The organism is Micromonospora chokoriensis (genome assembly GCF_000718555.1).
Lineage (GTDB): Bacteria > Actinomycetota > Actinomycetes > Mycobacteriales > Micromonosporaceae > Micromonospora > Micromonospora chokoriensis_B.
In genome coordinates, this window is the sequence record NZ_JOAN01000002.1 from 334,318 (window position 1) to 358,378 (window position 24,061).

Sequence of the window (24,061 nt, forward strand, 5' to 3'; positions counted from 1 at the left end):
CATCCGCTGCGGTGCTGGCGCGTCGCGCCTACATTCGGGAGGCCAGGAACGCCTGAGTCTCCGGATCCGTCGAGTAGAGCAACGCGCCACGCATGCCCCGGGTCATCAGCACCCGGTAGGTGTTGCGGATGAAACGGTCGGCGGCTTCCTCACCTACAGCTGATCGGCTGCGGAAAGCCGGATCCTTCGACTCTGCACGGCGGGTGACCAGTCGGCCGTCGCGGGCGACAAGGTCCGGGCCGATGATGACGCCGGCCCAGTCGTAGTCGAAGCCCTGGGCGGTGTAGACAGTGCCGATCTGACCGAAGCCGTTGGGGTCGGTCGCCCAGAAGGCGGAACCTGGAGCGTCGCCGACGCTGCGCTCACTCTTGACGTTCCAGGGCCGGGCCCACCCGCCGATGTGCACGTCGGGCACGAGCGAGCCGTCCGGTCGAGGGTCACTCCATGGCCAGCAGTAGCCGGCCGACATCCGCGCCGTCTCACCAGCGGCTTGCTTGGCGGCGAGGAACGCCTCCATCTCCTCCGGCGAATCAGCGATTCGCAGCTCGAAGCGACCGTCCCCGCTCCAGATCATCGGCTCATCGTCGTCGGTGCTGAACAGGGCCTTGGTCCACTGCACGAAGGCGCTACTGCCGCCGAGGCGGAATTGGTCAGCTAGGGAGACAATCTCGACTTCCAGGCCGCGCTGTCTGGCATAGCGACTGATGAGCGCCAGGCCGCCCAGCTCGCCAGGCTTGACGACCTGGTCCTCGTCGAGTAGGAAGACCGGCACCCGGGCAGCTGCGATCAGCTCCTCGATCTGCGGCCGAGACCGCTCCCGCCGGTTCCGCGGGGTGAACCGGTTGACTGAGGTCTCTCGGATGCGATGCGCCTCGTCGCAGATCAGCACGTCGAGGCCATTCGGCTCAGCCTCCATGAAGCTGTTGAAGTAGCCGAACAGGTTTCGGAGCCGCGTGCTTCCCTTACCGGCGTACTGGCGCAGGGTCTGCGTGAATGACCGCGACCCGGTGGCGTGCATGACCGAGTAGTTCTGCCGGGCCAGCTCACCGAGCACAGCCATGCCGATGACGCTCTTGCCGCTACCTGGCCCGCCAGACACCACCACGACCGTCTTCCGTTGCGCGGTACGGGCGCGCTTCACCGCACGCAACACCATCTCGTACGCCACGCGCTGCTCGTCGAGCAGCCTGAAGTGCGAGCGCTCCCGCAGCTCCTGCGCGGCGTGCGCCAGCAGGGACCTGCTGGGGCGTACGGCACTCGCCAGCAGGCGGTCGGCGGCGTCAGCTCCGGAGGCGGGCCCGAGGTGGATACGCAGGTAGTCGAGGAACTGTCCCCGCCGTTGCTTGGTGAAGACGTGGCTCTGGTCGGCACCGCGGCGGATGAGTAGGTCGCTGACGTCACGATCCACGGCCTTGAACAGATAGCCGGCACCGCGGATCGAAGCGCCCCCGCCGTCGGCCAGCACACCGGTGAAGTCACCCAGGTATTCACGGTAGGCGTCGACTTGCACGCCTGGATGCAACCTCGCGCTTCCGGTGCGCCCGACCGCCACCAGCGCATCGGAACTCTCCATCGACTGCGCGTGCGTCCAGGACTTCAGCTCCACCACCAGGTACGCGTCGCGCCCAGTCTCCGGGTGCACGCCGGCGAGGACCACGTCGACCTGCCTGCTGCTCAGCGGAAGTTGGAGGCCGACGATCATCGAGACCGCACCGAGCCCAGCCTGCACAAGGTCCTCAGCCACGACGGCCACCCGGCGCATCACCGCGCGGACCGCGGCCGCCAACCTGGGATCGGAGTCGGGGTGGGTGGGACCGGTGACCGCTGCGGGCAGAGCACGCTCGGCGACGAGTCGCCGCAACTCGGCGGCAGACAGAACGAATGTGACGCCGGCGAGGGGCACCTCATCACTCTCAGGTTCTGGGGAAACGCCCGTGGTGGCGGTGCTCGGATCGACGGGGTCAGCAGAGGGTCGGGGCCGCAGAGCGCCAGCCGCCCCCGACCTTGCCCCGCCCCAGAGGAGCGCGGAGACCTCGGCGCTCGTCGGACCGAAGCGTGGCCTGGTCAGGGCCGAATACACGTCCTCCGGCGGCACCGGGCGATCCCGGCGGCGGTCGGAGACCACCCACTCGTTCCAGTCCACCAACCAGGAGAGCGTACGAGGGTCCGAGAACAGCCCGACGCGCCGGAGGCAGGCACTGAGCGCCGCACGATGCTCCGGGCGGGGTGTCGCCGGCAACGCTGCAGAAAGCACCCGCAGTCGGCCACCGGAGAGGACCTCGACGCTGGGCGCGGTGCGTAGCGCCTTACGAAGCCGATCCCACGAACACCGCAGTTGCACCTGCGCATCGGCCTGATCCGGCAAGGTCACCGAGACGACATCCTTGGCCGAGGTGACCAGGAATGCCACACCCGCCCGGCCACCTGAGGTGGTGTCCCCGGCACAGAGCATGGCAGCGAACTGCGCGACCTCGTTGATCGGAACCGTCACGAGCAGCGACGCCGCCAGCGGACGAACAGCCTGCACCGGCAGCGGAAGACATCGATCGCCGATGTTCACAGCCAACTGCCGCGAGGCACGGAGGAGCTGGTTCAGCACAGCGAACTCCACGGCGGCCTGCGGCTCGCTGTGCGCATCGGGCAGCAGCGCCTCGCCGGCAGGCACAGCCGCGACGAGACCCTGAGCCTGCTGGTAGCTCTCGCCGGTGTAGCGGATTCGAGCGCGGGCGAGATCCTTGAGCTGGACGCGGGTCATCGCGTACGCCGGCCGCTCGCGGCTCCCACCGCGTCTCGGCTCCAGGCCCGCAGCTCGCACAGCAGGCGGACCGCCAGGTCACCGTGCGACTGGGGTCTCACCGCCACCAGCAGCAAGATCGGCGCAATACACAGCGCTAGCAGCATGATCGGAATGTGGGCGATCGCGACGATCAGCGGTCGCACCACCGTGGCCGGCACAGCCGCAAGGTCGAATGAGGGCACGCTCGTCTCCCGCTCCGCTGCCCGGCCAACGGCAATCGAGATAACGCACCTACAACGACAAGGGTGAAACGCGCGGAGGGTGGCACACCCTTCAGTCGCCCTCACTGGACGCCCAGCCGGGAGCTCCATGACGACTTGGTCACCGTGGTTGACCAACAACAGAGTAGCGGTCACGTCAAGCCGGGCGCCGACAACACCCATGCCGGACCGGCCATCCCGGGATGTCAGGTGGCAGCTGGCTCGCGCGGGCCTGCGGGAACAGGACGACGCACTAGTGTTCCGTCATGGACTGCTACACCTGCCGCAACAACCAGCAGATCAGCACCCTGCCGCCACGCGAACTCGTCGCGGCCGATGAACACTGGCGGATCGCCCATGCCTTCGACACGGCTCTACCGGGCTGGTTGATCCTCATGCCGCGCCGGCACGTGGTCTCGATCGCCGACCTCTCCGCCGCCGAGGCGGCCAGCCTCGGCACCTGGCAGGTCCGGCTCTCCCGCGCACTGCGGGCCGTGACCGGATGCGCGAAGACCTACGTGGTGCAGTTCGCCGAGCAGGAGGGCTTCGCCCACGTCCACTTCCACGTGGTGCCGCGAATGCCCGATCTCCCCGCCGACCGCCGCGGCCCCCGCATCTTCACCTACCTGGCAGCGGCGGAGGACCAACGCGTCAACGAGCAACGGCAGGATGATCTCGCTGCTGCGCTTCGCACCCAGCTCGACCACGCCGACCTGGGATAGGGCGGCGCGACAGTCGGCTGTGCTCTCAGCTACGACCTCGACCCAAGGTCGTACGTCCTCGGTCACCGGCGGGTTGACCTCCTTCGAGCCGCCGGACCCGCAGGTGGTTAGCGCGATGCTGGACGGCTGGCGCACGCTCCGCAAGAAGGCGAACATCCTGATCGCCCTGGACACCTCGGGATCGATGGAGGTCAAGGTCGGCACCCGGACCCGATTCCAGGTCGCCTCGGCGGCGGCGGGCAAGGGCCTCGCGCTGCTCAACACCGAAACCGGGTGGGGCTCTGGTCGTTCCCCTCCGAGGGGCTGTGATCGCCCGGTCGACAGGGCGCTCTCAGACCTCGACCGCTGGCGCGTGAGTCCGGACCGGACGATCCGTGAGGCCCGCGACGAGCAGAAGGTACGCAGTCAGCTCGACCGCCGCCGTGAGCGCCGGCATCGGTTGCGGTATGGACAGCGTGGGCGTGATGGCGTGCCAGGCGAACAGGGCATGGTGGCTGCTGACGGAGAGCGGCATCGGGACCATGCCAATGCACGTGTCCAGCAGAGGCAGTGCCATGAGGGCCAGCAACGCCGCGCCGATCGAGGCGAGCCGTCGACCGTGGCCGGCGAGCGCCGCGGCGAGCGCCAAAGCGGTGATCCCGAGGACCAGGGGTGGCAGGACCGCCGTACTCAGGGCCATCGTCTCGGCCTCGTCGGTGCCGGTCGCGCGCGGAGGATCAGCAGCGACGTCGCGCCAGATACCAACAACGCGGAAGACCGCGTACCCGATGATCAGCGCTGCCCCCACGACAGCCGGAGCCACCGTGTGTAGGTGCCAGCCACCGCGGCGCCACGCGACGAGTAGCACACATGCCGCAGTCACCAAAGGCCAGCAGAGGGAGAGACCCGACTCGAACGCGGACGGTGTATCGATGCTCGGTCCGGGCACGAGCACCATCTCGCCGTAGCTGTCGCTGCCCCGAGCGGCCGGCATGGTGCGGACCGCGTCCACGAGCAGCACCGCGAGGGCCACCCACAGCACCCAGCGGGAAATCTGCGATCGACTGATGATGGCGTAGGCAAGGAGCAGACCGATGCTCAGCACCTCGGCGTAGCGCCAGATCGGATTGGCCGTCAGGACGCCTGCGATATGAAGGGCGGCGGACGAAGCCGCCGCAGTCAGGAGGATCAATCGAGAACGCACGGCGCGCATCCTGCCACGCGTTGTCGCTAACCGTAGTCCTCTCGTACGTCCTGCTCAGTGCTGGAGTCCCGCGCGGCAACCCGATTGCGCGGCGCTGGTTCGCGGGGCAGCATGGCCGGTCGACCTGAGGAGAGGCACCCATGACGCGGACGTTCGTGCAGGCGGAGCAGTTGCACGACCTGGTGGCGGAGCAGTTCGGCTCCCACAGCCGGCTTACCGGCCTTGAGCGGCTGACCGGCGGCAGCAAGAAGGGCGTCTACCGGCTTGGTCTCGACGATCAGAAGACCGTGATTCTGTATGTGTGGGCAGCGGGCGAGAATTACTGGCCGCCGTCGCCGACGGTCCCGGATGACCCGTTCACCGACGCGTCGGGCGCCGAACTGTTCGCGGCCAACCACGCGGCACTCGTCGCCGCTGGGGTGCGCGTACCGCGTCTGATCATGCTCGACCGCGACGGCCGCTACCTCGACGCCGACATGGCGCTGCTCGAAGACGCCGGCGCGCTACGGCTGGAGACCCTCATCGAACGCGATCCCGCTGCGGCCGCCGCGCCGCTATCGGCGCTCGGTGACGCCCTGCGCCGCATGCACACCACCTTCGGCCCACGCTATGGCAAGCTCGCGGCCATAGCCCACGGCGAGGCGTCCCAGACTCGACGCACCGAGGACATCATCCTGGACCGGGCGCTCGGCCACCTCGACGCCGCAGCGGCCCGCGACCCCCGGCTGTCTGCTGCGCGGCAGAGGATCGCCGCTCACCTGCACCACCTCCATGTCGGGGTGGCACCACGGCGGGAGTACGCACTGGTGCACGGTGAACTCGGACCAGATCACGTACTCGTCACACCGTCCGGCGAACCGGTGATGATCGACATCGAAGGGCTGACCTACTTCGACGTCGAATGGGAGCACGCCTGGCTGCAGATGCGCTTCGGTGAGGCGTATCCGGCGCTGCATCCGGTCGATCTCGACCTGGACAGGTTGGCGCTCTACCGGTACGCGCAGGTGCTGTCGCTGATCGAGGGTCCGCTGCGCATCGCGGACACCGACTTCCCAGATCGACGATGGATGCGCGACCTGGCCGAGTGGAACATTTCCAAGGCACTCGCCGCAATCTGATGCCTCCGCAGCAACTCGGCCAGGGCCCCGAACGGGCCTTGACCGGGCACTCGAACTTCAACGCGCGGTAGGCCTTGGACACCGCGTGCGGGTTGATCGCGACCCGGGCCACCGCCTCCTTGACGGTGGGCAGCTTGTCGCCTTCGGTGAGGACTCCGAGCCGGGGCGCATGCCGTACCTGTCGGATGAGCTGCAGGTACGGCGCAACCCCGGACCGCGAGTCCAGGAGAAAACTGATCCGCTACGCGGCGGTGACGTCCTCGTGTGTCGCGGTCAATCGGTCGGCTCCTCGTCATCGTCGCCGGGCGTGGTCAGACCCCGCTCGTCGAGGAAGCCCCACCACTCGTCGTCGAAGCCGACCTCGCCGTACCCGGCGCCGAAGACGTAGTAGGCGAGGAACGAGTCGAGGTCCGGCGCGACATCGAGGAACAGCTCACGGGTGAACCACTCATCGGTGGTCTCCGCCGGGAAGTACCAGATCACGCCGGTGTCGCGGCGGATCAGCAGCGGCTCGTCGTTGAGCGTGCCGAAGACCAGCCACTCGGCGGGTTCGTCGGCGACGCCGGTGAACGCGGGCATCTGCTCGATGTAGTACTGGATGTCGCCGATGTCCGCGACCGCGGGCAGGTCGAACGCGCCAGCCAGGATGCCGTCGGCGGTCTTCAGCAGCTGCCGGACCGGTTGCGGCAGGCCGGAGAGAATCTTGTCGGCCCGAGCGCCCTCGTTGATCTGGGCCCAGGCCAGCGTCGCCGGCCGGTCAGCCTCCAAGCCGTTGCGCAGCTCCGCAATGAGCTCCCGCAACTCGGGATTCAACCGACTACCCCTATTCGGATCGGCCCGGTTCGTTCTACTGGGCGGGAGCCTCAGACTACTAACGCCGTCGAGAATCGGTCCTCACCCCAGGCGGCCGGACCGTACCGCAGAACGCGAACGGGCCCGGCGCGGAGAGTGGTCCTCCGCGCCGGGCCGCGCAATCGGTCGAGGTCAGCTGGTCACGCAGGTGGCCGTCACGCCCGGGCCGGTGCCGGTGCCCTGGAAGCCGAAGTTGGTCGACTGCCGGCCGAGAACGCGTCCGTTGTAGCTCATGTTGGCGAACCGGACGGTTCCGCTGCTGCCGCTGGCCTGGGCGTTCCAGGTGCCGGTGACCGCGGTGCCGCCGGGCAGCACGATTGTCACGGTCCAGCCGTTGATATCCGACTTGCCGGCGGTGACCGTCACGCTCGCGGTGAATCCACCGGCCCACTGGTTGACCGCGACATCCGCGTAGCAGCCGTCACCGGCCGGCGGCGTGGTGTTGGGCGGCGTGGTCGGCGGGGTCGTGGTCGGCGGCGGGGTCGTCGGTGGAGTCGTGGTCGGCGGCGGAGTCGTCGGCGGCGCGGTGGTGGGCGGATTCGGCGCGCCGTTGGCCAGGCTGTACGCCAGTTCGGGCTGGAACGAACCGGCCGTGTAGCGGCAGCCGTCCGCCTCCCCCGGCGGCTTCACCCACAGGTACGCGTCGATATTGCTGTCGCCGGTGTTGGTCGTCGGGTACTGCCCGATGCGTCGGTCGGTGTTGTCGTCGCCGCACCAGTCCCCGCTGGCGCCCCCGTTACGGCTGGTGTCGATGACCTGGCGCTTACCCGAGAGGCCCATGCCGTTGAGGGCGGAGATGACGGCCCGGCCGAAGTTGGCCTCGTTCGAGGTGGAGTTGTAGTTCGACACGTTGGTGAAGAAGCCGTCGGCGTACTGCACGCCGGCCGCCCGGAGCCGGTTTGCCGTCTCACCCGAGCTGTTCCAGGTGGAGTGGCCGCCGTCGAGGTACACCTTGGCGTTGGGGTTGGCGGACTTGATGGTCCGGGTGGCCGTCGAGATCGCCTGGTTGCGCGCATTGATCTCAGCGGTGCTCAGGCACGTGAGCAGGGCAAGCGAGTCGGTTTCCAGGATGATGATGACGGTCTGGTTGCCCAGCCCACTGGCGAAGTTGGACACCCAGGTCTGGTACTGGTTGAGGTCCGGCGCCCCACCCGCACTGGCCCCGCCGCAGTCCCGGTTGGTGATCTCGTACACCGCCAGGACCGGGATCTGCTGCGCCGCGTTGGCGGCGCCGATGAACCCGGAGACCTCGGACTGCACGGTCGACGGGTTGAAGTTGGCGAACCAGCGGGCCTGCGGCTGACTCGCGATCTTGTCGCGGATGACCGCGGTGCGCGAGTCACCGGGGTTGGCGGCGACCCAGCGAACGACGGCCGAACTCGGGTCGCGGTAGAGCGATCCGGACAGCGTGCCGGCGGAGGCGCTGCTGACGGCGAGGCAGACGCCGACGGCGACGGCGGTGGCGACGGCAGCCACGCTGGTGGCCACCGATCTGCGGCGGAGCGACGAGAGGATAGCCACGACGTGTTGCCTCCTAATCACATTGACGTTTCCAAGTTTATGGGAGCGTTCCCATGGACGGTAGCGGAGGCGCGCGTCGCTGCCAAGACGTAGAGGCTCGTCGATGAGGGGGCGACGAGCGTTTGTGTGCCGAGACTCGCGGGACTACCGGCCCGGAACTTCCGCTCTGCTGCGCCCGACCAAGTAACCAGCAGCAACCATCGGAGGAAGCACATATGCGCACCACCAGTCTCCTCGGGCCGCACCGCCGCTCGGCGGCGCGCTTCGCCACCGTCGCCGCGCTCCTGGCGGTCGGTGCCGCCGGATGCGCTTCGGCAGAGCCATCGTCGAACGCCGCGCCGAGCTCGTCGGCCTCGGCCAGCACCGCCACCGGCGTGGTCGGCATTCGTGACCCGTGGGTGAAGGCGGCCGACAAGGGTATGACGGCGGCCTTCGGGACCCTGGTCAACGACGGCGACACCGACGTGACGGTGACTGCCGCGGCAACGTCACTGTCGTCGATGGAGCTGCACGAGATGGCCATGAAGGACGGCAAGATGGTCATGCAGCAGAAGCAGGGCGGCATCGTGATCAAGGCCAAGAGCACGCACGCGTTGGAGCCCGGCGGTGATCACCTCATGCTGATGAACCTCACCAAGCCCGTTCAGGCCGGCGACGAGTTGACCTTCACGCTCACCTTCGCCGACGGCAAGACCCAGCAGTTCACCGCCGTGGCCAAGCCGTTCGCCGGCGCGCAGGAGAGTTACGCCCCCGGGCACGGCGAGCCCATGACGGGCATGAGCGCTACGCCGGGGATGAGCATGAGCCCGGCATCGTGACCGAGACGCCACCTGTCCGGCCGGTGAGCAGGCGTGGCCTGCTCACCGGCGGAGCCTTGGCCGCCGGCGGGGCCCTGGCCGGTGGGGCCGCGATCGCCGGGACGCGTACCGACAGGCCCGGGCGACCGGACGCGGCCGCTGCCGACACGACGCTGGCGGCGAACGTCGGCGGCTTGGTCGAGCCGTTCCACGGTGCCCGGCAGGCCGGGATCGCCACCGAACCACAGGCACACGCGTCGTTCGTGGCACTCACCCTGCGGGCCGGCGTCGACCGCGCCGCGCTGGGTCGGATGTTACGACTGCTCACCGACGACGCGGCCCGCCTCACCCAGGGCCAACCCGCCCTGGCCGACACCGAGGCCGAACTCGGGCTGCTGCCCGCGCGGCTGACCCTGACCTTCGGATTCGGCCCCGGCCTCTACCGCGCCGCAGGCATCGACGACCGGCGGCCAGCGTCGGTCACCGACCTACCCGCGTTCCGCATCGACCGGCTCCAACCCGCCTGGTCCGGCGGCGACCTCCTGCTCCAGATCTGCGCCGACGACGCCATTACCGTGGCCCACGCCCAACGGGTCCTGATCAAAGACAGCCGACCCTTCGCCACCATCCGCTGGGTCCAGCAGGGCTTCCGGCGCAGCCCCGGCGTCGAACCGAGCGGCCACACCCAACGCAACCTCTTCGGCCAACTCGACGGCACCGCCAACCCCCGCCCCGGCACACCGCTCGACACCGCCGTCTGGGTGCCGGACGGGCCAGCCTGGCTACGCGACAGCACCACCCTGGTGCTGCGACGGATCAGCATGAACCTGGAGACCTGGGACCTGCTCGGCCGCGCCGACCGCGAAGTCGCCGTCGGCCGCCGCCTCGACACCGGCGCCCCCCTCACCGGCACCGCCGAACACGACGAACCCGACTTCGCCGCCACCGACGACGACGGCCTCACCGTCATCCCCGACTTCTCCCACCTGACCCGGGCACACGTCACCGACGACCGGCTGAAGATCCTGCGCCGGCCCTACAACTACGACGGTGTACCGACCGCCGAGGGCCACGCCGACAGCGGCCTCATCTTCACCTCCTACCAGGCAGACATCGCTCGACAGTTCCTGCCCATCCAACGCCGCCTTGCTGAGCGGGACCTGCTCAACGAATGGACCACCCCGATCGGGTCCGCCGTCTTCGCCATCCCACCCGGATGTCCACCAGACGGCTGGATCGGCGAGCAGCTGCTCGGATGAGGCGCTGGCGGCGGGCGTAGGCCACCGTGACGACACCAACAGACGTGGCAGCCGCTCGCACCGAGAGCGACCCGCGCCGCACGGCCGGGACCGACCAACCCCGACTCTTCCGATCGGATCACCATGTCTCTCACCGAGTTGTCCGGCACGCCGACGCCGGAACCCTCCACCACCGCCGAGAAACCGGCCCGGCCCACCCGGCGCACGTCACCGTTCGGCGCGCTGCTGCTGCGGCTGCACTTCTACGCCGGCATCCTCGTCGCCCCGTTCCTGGTGGTCGCCGCGTTGACCGGCCTGGCCTACACCACGACCCCACAACTCGACACGATCCTCTACGGCGACCAGCTGACCGTCGCCCAGGTCGGTGACCGTCCGCTCCCGCTGGCCGAGCAGATCGGGGCCGCGCGCAACGCACACCCCGACGGCAGCATCACCACCGTGCAACCCGGCGAGGGCGACCAGAGCACCAAGGTGGTGTTCTCCCTGCCGGAGCTTGGCGAGAAGCAGCACACCGTCTACATCAACCCGTACACCGCCGAGTCCCAGGGGCAGCTCACCACCTGGTTCGGCTCCACTCCGGCCGCGACGTGGCTGGATGACCTGCACCGCCACCTGCACCTGGGCACGGTGGGCGAGCACTACTCCGAACTGGCCGCGAGCTGGCTGTGGGTGATGGCGCTCGGCGGGGTCATCCTCTGGTGGCGCCGCCGCAGCGCCGCCCGAGCCACCGCCCGACACCTGCTCGTGCCGGACCTGTCCACGGGCAAGGGCGTCCGTCGTACCCGGGGATGGCACGCGACCACCGGCATCTGGCTCACCGTCGGTCTGCTGTTCCTCTCGGTCACCGGCCTGACCTGGTCCCGCTACGCCGGCGCGAACTTCGCCGCCGGTCTCGACGCGCTCGACGCCCGTACCCCGCAGATCTCCACGAGCCTCGCCGCCGGCCCCACCGCCCCTGCCGAGACCGGCGGCGGCCACGAGCACGGTGCCGCCGGGGCGGGCGGGGTCGTCGAGTCGGCCGCCTTCGATTGGGTCCTCGCAGTCGCTCGCGGCGCGGGCCTCGCCGGGCCGGTCGAGATCAGCCCCGCGCCGAAGCCGGGCTCCGCCTGGACCGTCACGCAGACCGACAACACCTGGCCGGTCAGGAAGGACCGCATCGCCGTCGACCCGGCCTCCGACACGATCACCGCCCGCAGCGACTTCGCCGACTGGCCCCTGCTGGCCAAACTGAGCGGCCTCGGCATCCAGGCCCACATGGGTCTGCTCTTCGGCCTGGTCAACCAGATCCTGCTCGCCGCGCTCGCCCTCGGGCTGCTCTGCGTCATCTTCTGGGGCTACCGCATGTGGTGGCAACGCCGACCCACCCGCGTCGACCGACGGGCCCTCGCCGGCGCCCCGCCAGCTCGTGGCGGCGTACGCGGCCTGCCGCTGTGGGCGCTGCTGATCGGCGTACCGGTGACCGCAGCGCTCGGCTGGGCGCTGCCCCTGTTCGGGCTCACCCTGCTCGCCTTCCTCGTCATCGACGTGATCGCCGGCGCGGTGTCTCGACACCGACGACCTGCCGCGGCTCCCACCTCCCCGGCACCCGCCGGCAGCTGACACCACCGGGGCGTCCGGTCACCCGCCAGGGAAGGGCGGCCGGACGCCAGCAACCGCTGAGCCCAACGGCGGATCTGACATGATCACACTGTGTCCGTTCCCGAGCCGGCCGAAGGCAGGTCACCGCCAGAACCGCCTACACCGGCGGCGCGCAGCGACCTGACCACGCTTCTCGTACTGCTGCTCACCTCGGCCGTGCTGTTGGCGCTATGTTTCGGCTGCGCCACCGCCTGGCTATACAACTAATCTCGGCCCGGCTCAACGGCCAACTGACAGTGAAGTGTTGGGAAATCAACTACTCCACTTCCGGTCGCCGCAGACGCGTGGACGGACGGATCCGACTCCGCAGCAGGAACGCGACGCCGAGGACAGCGACGCCGAGGACGACGTTCACGAGCATCGGCCAGGGGCCGCGCTGCGGACGACCGGCGCTGCGCACGGTCAGATCGGGCAGCAGACCGGTGGCGAGGTGCAGGTCGAAGATCTCGCAGTTCTGCATGCCCAACTCGCAGGTACTACCGGTGTCGAAGCGGGACAGGGTACGGCGGGTGCCGCCGCCGAGTTGCACCTCGACCACTGACGCGTGACCGGCGGCGTTGATGCTCGCGGCGACCACCGTGTCCGCGGAGCGCCAGCCGAGCAGTTGCACGACATCCTCAACCGGCGTCGGTGCTGTGCTGGCAGTCGTGACGGGCAGGAAGGCGACATCGCCGGCCTTCCACAGGAAGGTCCCGTGCCGGCCGGCGTCGCCGCCGGAGGTGCCGTTGAACGGCCCGTCGGCGACCCATGGCACGGTGGCGAGGAGCCTGCCGTCCGGTGACCAGGCGACATTGGCGGCCAATTCGCGTCCGGCGGGAATCTGGACGCTGCCGCTCTCGCGGCCGTCGAGGTCGATGAGGTGGGCCTTCTGGTCGACCTGCACGGCGAGACGGCGGCTGTCTGGCGCGAACGCCGCCATCCAGGCCGGTGTGATCGCCGGCACCTCGGTGCTGCGTCCGGTCGAAAGGTCGAGGAGCCGCAGCGTGCCGGTGCGGGCCACCTCGGCCTCGACGACGTTGACGGTGCCGAACTCGCCGGAGTTGGTGAGCGGGGCGGCACTGTAGGCGACGTGGCGGCCATCGGGGGACCAGGCCAGCAGGCGTACGCCGACCGGGTCACCGAGCGGGATCGATCGACGCTCGCCGGTGCCCAGGTCGACGAGGATCAGGTCCCGGGTCGCGCCGCGATCGTCGGCGAGCAGCACGTGGGTGCCGTCCGGGGCGAGCAGCGCCGACGGGCGGTCCCGCTCCTGCATGGCGTCGACGCGCCGGTACGTGTCCCGATCGGCTCCGACGACAAGTGACTGGAACATGTTGAACGTTTCGCCGTTGCCGTAGCCGTACAGGGCGATCGCACGGCCGGGCGGAGCCTTCGTGACTGTGCTGGTCAGCATCGAGTACCCGGCGACGCTATCCGGCAGGCTCGGCTTCGTCGACGGGCCTGCCGCCTGGAAGGGAAACGGGACACCGGGCACGATCACGGCGGCCAGGACGAGCACGACGACCGCCCATCCCGTGGCGGCGCCGATCCGCTGACGCCGAACCGAGCGGCGGCCCTGCACGAGCACGGTGTCCAGGTAGCCGGGCGGCAACGGCGGCGGATCGTCCGGCAGGGTGCTGAACAGTTCTCTCATGGCGTGTCCGACCCTCCCGGCACATAGTTCGGCAGCAGGCGGCGCAGCGCCGCGATGGCAAACGAGGTCTGGCTCTTGACGGTCCCGGTCGAGCAGCCCAGCGCCACCGCGGTCTGCGCGACGTCGAGGTCCTCCCAGTAACGAAGGACCAGCACCGCGCGCTGCCCCCGGGACAGCTTCGTCAGCGCAGCCAGCAGGTCGACGCGGTGCTCGGCACCGGCCAGCGGCGCCGTCGGTGGCCCGATCACGTCGGCCACGGGCCGGACCCGACGGATCCAGGATCGCTGCCGTTCGGCCAGGTAGGCGTGGACCAGCATCGTCCGGACGTAGGCGTCGACCGAGTCCGCCGTCGACGCCTTACGCCAATGCCGGTACAGCGCAACGAGGCACTCCTGCACCAGGTCGTCAGCAGCCGACCACTGCCCACACAATCGGTACGCCAGCCGCCGCAGCCACGGCATGCGGGCCTGCACGTACTCGACGAACTCTCGCTCACTCTGCAACCCCGGCCTCCCAACAACACAATGAGTGTCCCGAGACCCACTTCGGTTGTGCCCGGTCGTGATCCAAAACTCGCGGACATCGCACGACCGGCGGCGTCGTCCACGGCACCGGGGCCAGCAGCTCCTGTATCCCGTCCGGGCCGTTCTCCGACGTCGTTGGTGATGGTGGCAGAGTGGTCCTGAGAACCGGTTTCGACCGCGATCGTCCAATACCTAGTTGGTACGCCAGCAGCCGTGTGGGGGCCCGGCGACGTGGTGGCGGCCGGGCGGCGCTGAGCTGGTCACAGCTCCCGGATCTGGGAGCGCACCTGGCGGCGGGTCGAGCGCATGCGGGCCAGGCGAGCCGAGCGCTCAACGTTGGGCGGCGGGGCGGCCGGCGGCGGAGGCGGTGCGGCGGCCGGGTCGTCCGGGCCGAAGAGAAAGAGGCTGAGCGACGCCAGGTTGGGGCGTTCGAAGACGTGCAGCGGCTCCACCGGACGCCCCAGCAGGTCGGTCAGTTCGGCGCACATCTGCAGGAGCGAGATCGAGGTGAAACCGGCGTCGAAGAAGTTCGTCGCCGGGTCGATGGGGCGGCCCAGCATCGACGAGGCCAGCTCCTGCAAACGGCGTTCGGTGCGGTGGGCGGCCGGAGGCGGCAGCTGGCCGGGGACCGCAGGCTTCAGGTTCGGCGTTACGGCCAGGCGGTCCACCACGTGCACGCGGGCCGGCACCGTCGTGGCCGGCAGCACGGTGGCGAGGCGGGCACGAACGTCGGCCTCGGTCAGCGTCGCGGTCGCCGAGCGCTGCACCCACACACGCAGGGACTGCTGGGTATCGTCGCCCACGACCTGAGCGATCGCCTCTGCCACGCCGGGACAGCCGCGGGCCACCGACTCGATCTCCTCCAGCGTGACCCGGTGGCCGTTGAGCAGGACCTGCCGGTCGGTGCGGCCGGCGAGGTGGAGCCGGCCGGCGGCGTCGAGGCGGGCCAGGTCGCCGGTCCGCAGCCAGCGGAGCCCGTCGGCGTCGGTGGTGAACCGGTCAGCGCCCGTACCGCCGCAGTATCCCTCGGCGATGTGCGGCGCCGCGACCCACACCTCGCCGAGCCGACCGGCGGCGCACCGCCGGCCGTCCGGGTCGCGCAGCTCGACCCGCCGGCCCGGCAGCGGCTCGCCGATCGGCACCTGCGCGGTCAGCGGTAACGGCTCATCGGGGCCGATCTCGTACGCGGTCACGAGTTGCGGGGTCTCGGTGCAGCCGTAGCCGTTCAGCAGAACGGCCCGCCCTGCGCGAGATCTGATCAGCTCGGCGGTCGCCGTGGATAGCGGGGACCCGCCGCACACCACGGCCCGCAGGTCGGGCAGCGGCTCCGGGTCGGTGCTCAACGCCAGGGCCAGCATCACCGGCGTCGCGTTCACCACGGTCACCCGTTCCCGGCGCAGCCAGGCGGCCAGCCGCCCGGGGTTCTCGATCACCTCGGGCGGCGGCACGCAGATGGTCGCGCCGACCCGCAGCGCCAGACCGAGGTCGCGCAGCACCGGGTCGTGGCCGGGGCCGCTGAGCATCGACACCCGATCGTCGGCGGTCATGCCGAGACGCTCGGCGAGGTCGGCCAGGGCGGCGTCGGCGACTGCGGTGGGCACCCGGACAGCCAGCGGGTCGCCGCTGGTGCCGGAGGTGAAGAGCACGTGGTGGCCGCCGCCTTCCCGGCCGGCGTCGACCGGAGCGGCGGGACCTTCGCCGCTGGACGGGAAGGCGTGTGTCACCGCGGCGATTTCCATCGCCCGCCGCCGACGCCATGCGGGCCAGCCGGCGTCGACCAGCACGGCCTCCGCCCCAGCCCGCCGGCAGGCGAGCAGACGGAGCACGAAGAGCCGATCGCGCCGGGCCGGCAGCGCGACGACAGCGTGCGGACCGGCGGTGTCGCGCAGGTGCGCGGCCAGGTCGTCGATCCGCCGGTGCAGCGACGCGTAGTCGAGGTCGCCCTCGCGGTCGGCCAGCGCCGTCGCGGCGGCCCGTTCCCGGCTGTGCTGATCGACCAGGTCCACGGTGGAGGTCACCGCGGGGATGTCCGCGGCAGCCGCGGTGGCGGCATCGGGTGGCGCGAGAACCGCGCCGATCGGGCGGGCGGGATCGGTGCCGGCCCGGACAGCCGTGCCGACGATCTGGTCGAGGAACGCGGCGGTGTCGGCCGAGTCGAACAGCCCGCGCGGCGTAACCAGGTGCAGTCGGTAGCCGTCGGGGCTGCGGCGCACGTAGAGGCCGAGGTCGAACAGCGCCCAGGCGGGCGGCAGGTCGTACTCGGTCACCGGCAGGTCGCCCAGCGCCCGCGGCGGGGCCGCCTGGGTGAGGTCGTTGAACCACAACCTGATCAGCGGTGTGCGCCCCGCGGCGGCGCGTGGCACCCGGGCCCGGTCGACGATCGCGTCGAAGACCGGCAGGGCGTGGTCGGCGGCGTCGGCGAACGCGTCGCGCACCGCTTCGTACGACTGGAGGAAGCTCGCCGCCCGGTCGAGGGTGACCGGCAATGGCAGCGTGTCGAGCAGGAAGCCGACGAGCCGTTCGTCCTCCGCCCGGCTCATCCGCACGCTGGGCAGGCCGAGCACCTCGGCGCGGTCGGTGCCGGTCCAGGCGGCGAGGACGGCGCCGGCCGTGGTCAGGAAGAAGACCGCGGGGGTGAGGCCCTGCGCGCGCAGCCTGCGGTCCAGCGCGTCCGACTCGCCGGCGGGCAACTCGACGCTGTGTGTCGCGCCGGCAAAGACGTGCTCCTCGCGGTGGGCCGCGGTCAAAGGCAGTGGCCCGGCCGGGGCGGTTTCGGACAATCGCCGCGACCACCAGTCGAGGTCGTCCGACCAACGCGGCGTGCCGGGCACCTGCGCCTCGAACGCCAGGTGAGCCAGCAGGCTGGGCGCCGGCGCGGCGAAGCTCGGCTCCTCGCCGGCGGCCCGCGCGCGGTAGGCCAGCGCGAGGTCGTTCAACACGATGTCGGACGAGCGCAGGTCAGAGATCAGGTGATGCATGACCAGGACGAGCCAGGTGCGGTCCCGCGCCGGCTCGTGCACGGCGCCGACCCGCCACAGCGGGGCCTTCGCCAGCGGGAACGGGCGGTCCGCGATGCGGTAGAGGGCCTCCTCGACGGAAGCCTGGCGGAGCACCTCCACCGACAGCGGCGCGGCGACCCGGTCGTGCACGACGATCTCGGGCTCGCCCGGGCGCTGCTCGACGACCGCGCAGCGCAGCGCCTCGTGGCGCGCGCCGAGGTCGGCCAGGGCGGCCCGCAGCGGGGCCGGTTCAACGCGGCCGGCGACGGCGAGCACCCGGACCACGTTGTAGGCGGGCGAGTCGGGATACAGGCGGTGCCACGCCCAGATGCGGCGCAGGGTCGGGGCGAGCGGGGCGGCGGACGACGACGGGTTGGACACCGGTCGCGGTGGCAGGGCGGCCGCCGTACGCGGGGCGGCCAGCCGTGCCCGCACCACCTCGACCAGTTCGGCCATGGTCGGGTCGTCGCGCAGAATCGCCGACATCGGCAGGTCGACCTGCAGCTCCTCGCGCAGCCGCACGATCAGGCGGGCGGCCGCCAGCGAGTGACCGCCCCCGGCCAGGAATGCCTGCTGGTCGTCGGCGAGCACGTCGGCCCAGGCGGCCCGCACCCGGGCTGCCACGTCGATGTCCGTCATCATGCGCCACCCTGCTGTGCGATGTCGGCCAGAGCGGCCCGGTCCACCTTGCCGTTGGCGGTCAGCGGCAGCTCGTCGCGGCGGAAGATCCGCGCGGGCACCACGTAGTCGGGCACCCGGGCGGCGAGCGCCGCCCGTACCGACTCGATCTCGGGTCCCGGTGACCGGCACGTGTAGAACGCGACCAGGGACTGCTCGCCGGCGATCTTCACCGTCACGGCGACCGCCTCGCGCACGCCGTCGAGGGCCGCGACGATCGACTCGATCTCGCCCAGCTCGACCCGGTAGCCGCGGATCTTGACCTGGTGGTCGACCCGGCCCAGGAACTGCAGCTCGCCGTCGGGGCGCCACCTGCCGCGGTCGCCGGAGGCGTACATGCGCTCGCCGGGGACGAGCAGGTCGGGCACGAAGCGCTGGGCGGTCTGGGCCGGGTCGCGGTGATAGCCGAGCGCCGTGCTGATGCCGGCCGAGTAGATGTCGCCGGGCACGTCGGTCGGCACCGGCCGGCGATTTTCGTCGAGCACGTAGTAGCGGGTGTTCCACAGCGGACGGCCGTACGGGATGCTCGCCCACGACGGGTCGACCTCGTCGATCACGAAGTAGGTGGACCAGACCGTCGTCTCGGTGGCGCCACCGAGGTTGACGATCTGGATGTTCGGGAAGACCTTCTTCGTCTCGTCCGGCAGCGACAGCGCGATCCAGTCGCCGGCCAGGAACATCAGCCGCATCGAGGTGCTCACCGAACCAGACGTGGACAGGAATGGCAGCACCCAGGCGAACATCGGTGGAGCCGAGTTCCAGAAGGTAATCGGCTCGGTCAGCAGGATGTCGGCCAGCCGTGCCGGCTCCCCGATCTCCTCGTCGGTGGCCAGCCGGATCGAGCCGCCGGCGGACAACAGGCCGAAGACGTCATAGATGGACAGGTCGAAGCAGAACGAGGTGACCTGCAGCAGCCGGTCGGCCGGGCCGACCGAAAACGTCTTGGTGGCCCACTGCAGCATGTTGACCAGCGCGGTGTTCGCGATCGCGACACCCTTGGGCCGCCCGGTGGAGCCCGAGGTGAAGATGACGTACGCGGCGTCGCCCGGCCGGCCCCGCAACGGCAGGTCGGTCGCCGGGCGCTGCGCCACGTGCCACCCGGTCCAGATCCTCGGGTGCGCCGCCCGGCCGCCCGGAGCCGCTGCGCCGCGGCGCAGCACGACCTCGGGACGCTCGTCCGCCGGCGCCGTCGACCAGACCTCGCCGGGGAGCGTGGCGAAGAACTCGGCGGGCAGGGTCATGCCGGCCAGCACGACCTCGCCGCCGGGTCGGACGACGTCGGCCAGCGCGTCGAGCACGGCGTGCAGATAGCGAATGCCGGGGTGGTCCGCGATGTTGGAGAGCACGACCGCGTCGTAGGGACCGGGCAGGTGCTCACCCACCTCGTGGGCGGCGCCCTGCACGAGGTCGGCCAGCAGGCCCTGCTCCTTGGTCCAGGCGAGGGCGGCGTGTACCGCCTCCGCGTCCGGGTCCAGACCGGCGTAGAGGTCGACGTGCGGCGCCGTCTGCCGCAGCACGGCGCCGTCGCCGAAGCCGATCTCCAGCACCGAGGACGGCTCGCCGGCCAGCACCAGCCGGGCGATGCGGCCGGCCGTCGCCTCGTCCGTCGCCCGCCGCCGGCCGGCCGGCGCGGGCCGGGGCAGCGGCGGCTCCTCGGCGGGCACGTCCAGCAGCACGACGTCGGTCAGCGTCGGCGCCGCCGGCGGGAAGCCGTCCAGCCGGGCCAGGTCGTCAGCACCGCCGATCAGACAGCGGGCGCCGGTCGACTCGAGGACGTGGCCGAGGCGGCTCGGCGGCCAGTCCGGTTTGCATGGCACGAAGGCCGCGCCGGCGAGGGCGACGGCCACCTGCGCCACCACCGTCTCCGGGCGGTGCCGGCCAATCACCCCGACGTAGTCGCCCGGGCCGATGCCGAGCTCCGCCAGCAGGTGGGCCAGCCGGTTCGCCTCGGCGAGCAGCTCGCCGTACGTGTGGGTGAGCCCCTCGCCGGTGAGCAGGGCGGGGGCCTGCGGCGCCCGGTGGGCCGCCTCGACGATCAGGTGGGCCGGCACGATGTCGGTCCGGTAGGGGTGCTCGGTGGCGTTCCAGGCGGCCGGCGGGTATTCGACGGTCTGGCTCATGGCACTCTTCTCTCGCTCCCGTGTTCCACGGCCGCCCGCACCGCCTCGCCGTAGTCGTCCTCCCGCTCGTGCAGTGCCAGGTGCCCGCCCGCCATCCGCAGGTGCAGCGGCGGCGAGTCGAACAGCGCGTCCCAGGCCCGCAGGGCCGGCTCGGGCACGAGCCAATCCGCGCCGAAACCGATCACGCAGGCGCGCACGGGAAGTGGCGGCCGGCGGCGGGGGCGATAGCTGGCGGTCATCGTCATATCGGCCTGCAGCAGACCGCCGAACGTCTCGGCCAACTCGGGCAGCTCCAGCATCTCCGGGGCGGCGAGGCCGAGATCGACGGCCGCCCGGAGGAACGGCTCGCCGGCCGGCAGATGGGCCACCGGCGGATGGCCGAGACCGGTGAACGGTGCCCGGCTGCCGCAGACCACCAGGCCGGCGGGTGGGGTGCCGCGGTCGGTGAGGCGGGCCGCCACCTCATAGGCCAGCACGCCGCCGAGGCTGTGCCCGAGCAGCACGAGATCGGTGGCCGGCAACGTCTCCAGAGCTGCCAGCAGGCCGGTGACGGCCTGGTCGGCGTCGTACAGGAAGGGCTCGGTCGCCTGCCGGCCGTGCCCGGGAAGGTCGACGAGCGCCAAGCCGCACCACGGCGGCACGTGCCGCCGCAACGACCGGAAGGCGCGGCCGGAACCGCCGGCGTACGGGATGGCGACCACCGTCGGGCCAGGCCCGTCCGGCGGCATCAGCTCGAACCATGGGCTCAGGTCCCGGCTGTCCACGCCTGCGCTCCCCCTCCGACCGCCGTCGACGAGCACCGTTGTCAGCACGCTACGGTCGGCGCCGCTCAGGTGTCCTGTCGCCGGAACCGGCGACCCGCTGGGCCGCACGTCGGCGAGCTCAGGTCTGCCATGCCGCAGAGGCTATCGAGCACGCAGCGGGGCTGGGACGTCACGTAAAGCGGGGAGGGTGCCGACCCACTGCGCGCGGTGGAGTGTGCGGCAGATGTACCGGACATGTACGGGCATCGCTGTAGCGTCGATCCCGGCGATTAGTGAGCGCGGGCCCGTCGCCGAAAGCGGGGACCTCGGGCGGGATTCTGGCGTTGCTAGCGTCGACGACGGGTCAGAGATCACTTCGGCAGAAGGCACGCTGAACAGGCAATTACGCACTTTCTCTGGAATTGATTGGGGCTCGCGTGATTCGTACCGATCTGGTAATCAGCTCGCCCATCTTCCTCGTCGGGCTCGTCGAGGTGCTGAACAGTGCTGGCATCAAGGTCGTCGCCGTGCGTGAATCGCCGGACGAGGAACCGTCCTGGCTGGCCGACGCCGCACTGATCGACATCGACGCCCTCACCGCTGGCGACGGCCTGAGCCAGATCGCGACGACCGCCCGCACCACCGCCGTTCTCGTGCTCGTCAACGGCACCGGAAATGACCGTGACTATCTCGCGGCCGGCGCCTCTGGCGTGATCAGCAAGCGGGAGTCGGGCGCCCGGATCGTCGAGGCCATTCACGCGATCACGGCGGGATACTGCGTCGGTCCCGACGGAGTCGGCGAGCGACCGGCGGTGGAACGGCCGCAGTCCCCCGGCCAGCAACTGTCCGAGCGTGAGGAGCAGGTGCTGCGCCGGATCTCCTGCGGGCTGACGCACAGCCAGATCGCCACCCGGCTGCGGATCAGCCCGCACACGGTGGACACCTATGTGAAGCGCATCCGCGCGAAGCTCGGCGTCGGCAACAAGGCGGAGCTCACCCGGGCGGCCCTGCTGGGCGGCATGGTGCGCGGCACGAATCCCGGCCCCGACCAGCCGCCCGCCCCGATGACGCCCGCCGCCTGAGTCAGGCGGTCAAGCGCCGGCTCGGAAGTCGACGCGCATCACGACCCGGCGCAGCGTGGGGTGGCTGACCTCACGGAAACCGGCGTCGGCGAACGTCTGCCGGGCGCCCACGTGCAGCTCGCCCCAGGTGATCACTCGGCCGGGCTGGGTGATCATCGGATAGGCCTCCAGCGCACGCGCACCGCGCTCGCGGGCGAAGTCGACCGCACCGAGGACGAGCTGATAGGTCAGCCCACGACCGCGGAATCCCTTGCGCACCAGCAGGCAGGTCACCGCCCAGACGCTGTCGTCGTCCTTGTCCTCGGCACGCCCCGTCCACGGCACGCGAAGGTCTCGGAGCTTGGGATAGGCGGTGCGTGGCTCGACCGCGGCCCAACCGGCGGGCTCGTCGTCGACATAGGCGACGAGCCCGCTGGTCGTCCGGGCGTCCGGGTCGCCGCAGCCGGTCTGCTCGATCAGCGCGGCGGTGCGTTCCAGCTGGGTGGAGTTCGTCCACATCCAGCCTCGGATCTTGAATTTCTGGCACTGGCAGCGGCCCGGGTCACTAGTGCCCAGGACCGCCTGCAGGTCTACCCCCGAGACCGCATTGGCCGGTACGACGCGCACGTCGTGACCGGCGAAGGGCTCGGTCACGCTACGGTGTTCTGGGCACCATACAGATATTCGTTGAGGTCCTGCGGCCGCGTGCTCTCCGGACACTCATCGGTGTAGTAGTTCATGCCGACCGCCACCCGCAGGCCGGGCTCACGCAGCGCGCGCACGTAGTGCGGCCAGCGGCGGGCGTCGAAGAAGACCAACTGGCCTGACGACGGATAGAGGATCGAGCAGTCCTCGTCGACCTCCTCCACCGACGCGGCGTCCGCGTTGTTGGCCACCACCAGCTCACCGCCGGTGCCGCGCGGGTGGTCGGTGACATAGAGCAGCGCCTCGATCGGGTTGGTGTCCACGTGGCACTCGTAGCGGTCGCCGCCCTCCTGGACGTTCATCACGACGGCGTAGCGCTGGTCGTCCGTGGGGTGCAACCGGCGGCCGGCCGCCTCCTCGTAGAGCTCGCGGAAGTACCCGCGGTAGAGGTCGATCAACCAGGGCAGGCGCTCCCACACGGTCACGCCACGCACGGTCATGACCTGAACAGCGGCCACGTCGGCGCTCTCCCGCGAGGTGTGGTGCGGCGGCACCAGTTGCTTGGTGATCCGATCGTTGCGGGCCACTTTTTCGATCTCCTCCCGCCAGCCGGTCGGCATGGCGGCGGAGACGTCAAAGCTGAGCCAGCTGAATCGGGAGGCGTTCGACGCGCCTTTCAGAAAATCAGGCGTCTGTTCAGACATCTCGGGTTCTCCCTTCCCAGGGCATCCACGCTGGCAACGTATCCGGTTAGGGCCGCCTTACCGCGTCCCGTAAACCGGGGAGATCAGTTCCGCCGGGCCGACGGGGATGGTGTCGTCGAATATGGTGACGAGGACCGCAGACCGCCGACGTGACAGAAGGTGATCAATATGACCGGCCGGATCACGCCGGAGCAGTTCGGTGAACTGCCGGGCGTCGAAGATTGGGTGTGCGTCGCCCGGGCGGCTTTCACGTTCTATCCGACAGCGTCGCTCGCGGCCGGCGCGGAGCTGGTCACCGCGATCAGCGCGGCGGCCGGCGAGGGCCACGCGGCCCCCGAGATCGACGTCCGGGCGGACGGCGTCACCATCCGGCTGCTCACCGTCGGCGCAGAGTTCACCGGTCTCACCGAGGATGACGTCGCCTTCGCCAGGCGCGTCTCCGAGGCCGCGCACGGGCTCGGCCTGACCGCCAAGCCGTCCGCCGCGCAGAATCTGATTATCACGATCGACGCCCTCAGCATCCCGGACGTGCTGCCGTTCTGGCGGGCCGTGCTCGGTTACGAGCCGCGGGTGGACGCCCCCGAGGAGGAGATCACCGACCCCCGCCGGCGGACGGCGGGCGTCTATTTCCAGCAGATGGACGCCCCGCGGACCGGGCGCAACCGGATCCACGTCGACGTCTGGGTGCCGTTGCGCGAAGCCGAGGCCCGGGTCGAGGCCGCGCTGAAGGCGGGCGGCAAGCTGATGACCGACAAATACGCCCCCGGCTGGTGGGTGCTCGCCGACGCGGAGGGCAACGAGGCCTGCGTCGCCACCTGGGTGGCCACCGCCTGACGGTACGCCGCGGGTGTCCCCAAAAGCAGGGAA

At 70.6% G+C, this 24,061-nt stretch carries 19 protein-coding genes; 7 read left to right on the forward strand and 12 right to left on the reverse strand.

Features of this window, described 5'->3' with window-relative positions:
- Nucleotides 1–28: 28 nt before the first annotated feature.
- The gene (locus IF46_RS35040) at nucleotides 29–2,755 is read right to left on the reverse strand and encodes a DUF2075 domain-containing protein (RefSeq protein ID WP_232233935.1); all 2,727 of its coding nucleotides are present in this window, start codon (nucleotides 2,753–2,755) and stop codon (nucleotides 29–31) included.
- Nucleotides 2,752–2,979 (reverse strand): hypothetical protein, encoded by a 228-nt coding sequence (locus IF46_RS0104910; RefSeq protein ID WP_030487067.1) that lies wholly within the window; start codon nucleotides 2,977–2,979, stop codon nucleotides 2,752–2,754. The genes IF46_RS35040 and IF46_RS0104910 overlap by 4 nt, the downstream gene beginning before the upstream one ends.
- Nucleotides 2,980–3,263: 284 nt before the next feature.
- Here IF46_RS0104910 and IF46_RS0104915 point away from each other — a divergent pair, with 284 nt between their 5' ends.
- Nucleotides 3,264–3,719 (forward strand): HIT family protein, encoded by a 456-nt coding sequence (locus tag IF46_RS0104915; protein ID WP_030487068.1) that lies wholly within the window; start codon nucleotides 3,264–3,266, stop codon nucleotides 3,717–3,719.
- 331 nt (nucleotides 3,720–4,050) lie between these two features.
- Here the strand turns inward: IF46_RS0104915 and IF46_RS0104920 are convergent, their stop codons facing one another.
- Nucleotides 4,051–4,911: a hypothetical protein gene (locus IF46_RS0104920; protein ID WP_051723650.1), complete on the reverse strand. Its 861-nt coding sequence runs from the start codon at nucleotides 4,909–4,911 to the stop codon at nucleotides 4,051–4,053.
- A 131-nt stretch (nucleotides 4,912–5,042) separates the two neighbouring features.
- Between IF46_RS0104920 and IF46_RS0104925 the strand changes: the two genes are divergently transcribed.
- Nucleotides 5,043–6,020, forward strand: coding sequence for a phosphotransferase family protein (locus IF46_RS0104925; RefSeq protein ID WP_030487070.1), 978 nt, complete (start codon nucleotides 5,043–5,045; stop codon nucleotides 6,018–6,020).
- Between the two features lie 273 nt (nucleotides 6,021–6,293).
- On the opposite strand, the gene IF46_RS0104930 is transcribed toward IF46_RS0104925, so the two are convergent.
- Entirely contained in the window at nucleotides 6,294–6,821 is a 528-nt protein-coding gene (locus tag IF46_RS0104930) for an SUKH-4 family immunity protein (RefSeq protein WP_157562595.1), read from the reverse strand.
- Between the two features lie 183 nt (nucleotides 6,822–7,004).
- Nucleotides 7,005–8,393, reverse strand: a complete 1,389-nt coding sequence (locus IF46_RS0104935) for a glycoside hydrolase family 6 protein (protein WP_030487072.1) — start codon at nucleotides 8,391–8,393, stop codon at nucleotides 7,005–7,007.
- Nucleotides 8,394–8,608: 215 nt separating this feature from the next.
- On the opposite strand from IF46_RS0104935, the gene IF46_RS0104940 reads away from it, so the two are divergent.
- The 3 genes from IF46_RS0104940 (at nucleotide 8,609) to IF46_RS0104950 (ending at nucleotide 12,048) form a co-directional block, all read left to right on the forward strand.
- Nucleotides 8,609–9,211: a copper chaperone PCu(A)C gene (locus IF46_RS0104940; protein WP_030487073.1), complete on the forward strand. Its 603-nt coding sequence runs from the start codon at nucleotides 8,609–8,611 to the stop codon at nucleotides 9,209–9,211.
- A gap of 23 nt (nucleotides 9,212–9,234) precedes the next feature.
- Nucleotides 9,235–10,449, forward strand: coding sequence for a Dyp-type peroxidase (locus IF46_RS0104945; protein ID WP_157562613.1), 1,215 nt, complete (start codon nucleotides 9,235–9,237; stop codon nucleotides 10,447–10,449).
- A 123-nt stretch (nucleotides 10,450–10,572) separates the two neighbouring features.
- Complete coding sequence (locus tag IF46_RS0104950; RefSeq protein WP_030487075.1) at nucleotides 10,573–12,048, forward strand: PepSY-associated TM helix domain-containing protein; 1,476 nt, start codon at nucleotides 10,573–10,575, stop codon at nucleotides 12,046–12,048.
- Between the two features lie 295 nt (nucleotides 12,049–12,343).
- Here IF46_RS0104950 and IF46_RS0104955 read toward each other — a convergent pair whose 3' ends face one another.
- The 5 genes from IF46_RS0104955 to IF46_RS0104970 all read right to left on the reverse strand — a co-directional run bounded on the left by IF46_RS0104955 (nucleotide 12,344) and on the right by IF46_RS0104970 (nucleotide 20,805).
- Nucleotides 12,344–13,720: a hypothetical protein gene (locus tag IF46_RS0104955; RefSeq protein ID WP_030487076.1), complete on the reverse strand. Its 1,377-nt coding sequence runs from the start codon at nucleotides 13,718–13,720 to the stop codon at nucleotides 12,344–12,346.
- On the reverse strand, nucleotides 13,717–14,223 hold the full coding sequence (locus tag IF46_RS0104960) for a SigE family RNA polymerase sigma factor (RefSeq protein WP_030487077.1): 507 nt from the start codon (nucleotides 14,221–14,223) through the stop codon (nucleotides 13,717–13,719). The genes IF46_RS0104955 and IF46_RS0104960 overlap by 4 nt, the downstream gene beginning before the upstream one ends.
- Before the next feature lie 281 nt (nucleotides 14,224–14,504).
- Nucleotides 14,505–17,882, reverse strand: coding sequence for an acyl carrier protein (locus IF46_RS33075; RefSeq protein WP_051723651.1), 3,378 nt, complete (start codon nucleotides 17,880–17,882; stop codon nucleotides 14,505–14,507).
- Complete coding sequence (locus IF46_RS33080; protein WP_051723652.1) at nucleotides 17,882–20,041, reverse strand: AMP-binding protein; 2,160 nt, start codon at nucleotides 20,039–20,041, stop codon at nucleotides 17,882–17,884. The genes IF46_RS33075 and IF46_RS33080 overlap by 1 nt, the downstream gene beginning before the upstream one ends.
- Complete coding sequence (locus IF46_RS0104970; RefSeq protein WP_030487078.1) at nucleotides 20,038–20,805, reverse strand: thioesterase II family protein; 768 nt, start codon at nucleotides 20,803–20,805, stop codon at nucleotides 20,038–20,040. Before IF46_RS0104970 ends, IF46_RS33080 begins: the two co-directional genes overlap by 4 nt.
- A gap of 416 nt (nucleotides 20,806–21,221) precedes the next feature.
- Here IF46_RS0104970 and IF46_RS0104975 point away from each other — a divergent pair, with 416 nt between their 5' ends.
- Nucleotides 21,222–21,866, forward strand: a complete 645-nt coding sequence (locus IF46_RS0104975; RefSeq protein WP_198041353.1) for a helix-turn-helix transcriptional regulator — start codon at nucleotides 21,222–21,224, stop codon at nucleotides 21,864–21,866.
- A 9-nt stretch (nucleotides 21,867–21,875) separates the two neighbouring features.
- Here IF46_RS0104975 and IF46_RS0104980 read toward each other — a convergent pair whose 3' ends face one another.
- Complete coding sequence (locus tag IF46_RS0104980; RefSeq protein WP_030487080.1) at nucleotides 21,876–22,499, reverse strand: GNAT family N-acetyltransferase; 624 nt, start codon at nucleotides 22,497–22,499, stop codon at nucleotides 21,876–21,878.
- Nucleotides 22,496–23,194 (reverse strand): 2OG-Fe(II) oxygenase, encoded by a 699-nt coding sequence (locus tag IF46_RS0104985; protein WP_084597758.1) that lies wholly within the window; start codon nucleotides 23,192–23,194, stop codon nucleotides 22,496–22,498. The genes IF46_RS0104980 and IF46_RS0104985 overlap by 4 nt, the downstream gene beginning before the upstream one ends.
- A 168-nt stretch (nucleotides 23,195–23,362) precedes the next feature.
- On the opposite strand from IF46_RS0104985, the gene IF46_RS0104990 reads away from it, so the two are divergent.
- Nucleotides 23,363–24,028 carry a VOC family protein gene (locus IF46_RS0104990; protein WP_030487082.1) on the forward strand — a complete coding sequence of 222 codons (666 nt, stop codon included), beginning with the start codon at nucleotides 23,363–23,365 and terminating at the stop codon, nucleotides 24,026–24,028.
- The last annotated feature ends 33 nt before the right edge of the window (nucleotides 24,029–24,061 follow it).

Excerpts from the sequence above, each read along its gene's own strand:
- IF46_RS0104955 (WP_030487076.1), bottom strand. The coding sequence starts at position 13,720 with ATGAGAGAACTGTTCAGCACCCTGCCGGACGATCCGCCGCCGTTGCCG.
- IF46_RS0104990 (WP_030487082.1), top strand. The coding sequence starts at position 23,363 with ATGACCGGCCGGATCACGCCGGAGCAGTTCGGTGAACTGCCGGGCGTC.
- IF46_RS0104950 (WP_030487075.1), top strand. The coding sequence starts at position 10,573 with ATGTCTCTCACCGAGTTGTCCGGCACGCCGACGCCGGAACCCTCCACC.
- IF46_RS33080 (WP_051723652.1), bottom strand. The coding sequence starts at position 20,041 with ATGAGCCAGACCGTCGAATACCCGCCGGCCGCCTGGAACGCCACCGAG.
- IF46_RS0104925 (WP_030487070.1), top strand. The coding sequence starts at position 5,043 with ATGACGCGGACGTTCGTGCAGGCGGAGCAGTTGCACGACCTGGTGGCG.
- IF46_RS0104915 (WP_030487068.1), top strand. The coding sequence starts at position 3,264 with ATGGACTGCTACACCTGCCGCAACAACCAGCAGATCAGCACCCTGCCG.
- IF46_RS35040 (WP_232233935.1), bottom strand. The coding sequence starts at position 2,755 with ATGACCCGCGTCCAGCTCAAGGATCTCGCCCGCGCTCGAATCCGCTAC.
- IF46_RS0104940 (WP_030487073.1), top strand. The coding sequence starts at position 8,609 with ATGCGCACCACCAGTCTCCTCGGGCCGCACCGCCGCTCGGCGGCGCGC.
- IF46_RS0104985 (WP_084597758.1), bottom strand. The coding sequence starts at position 23,194 with ATGTCTGAACAGACGCCTGATTTTCTGAAAGGCGCGTCGAACGCCTCC.
- IF46_RS33075 (WP_051723651.1), bottom strand. The coding sequence starts at position 17,882 with ATGACGGACATCGACGTGGCAGCCCGGGTGCGGGCCGCCTGGGCCGAC.
- IF46_RS0104920 (WP_051723650.1), bottom strand. The coding sequence starts at position 4,911 with ATGCGCGCCGTGCGTTCTCGATTGATCCTCCTGACTGCGGCGGCTTCG.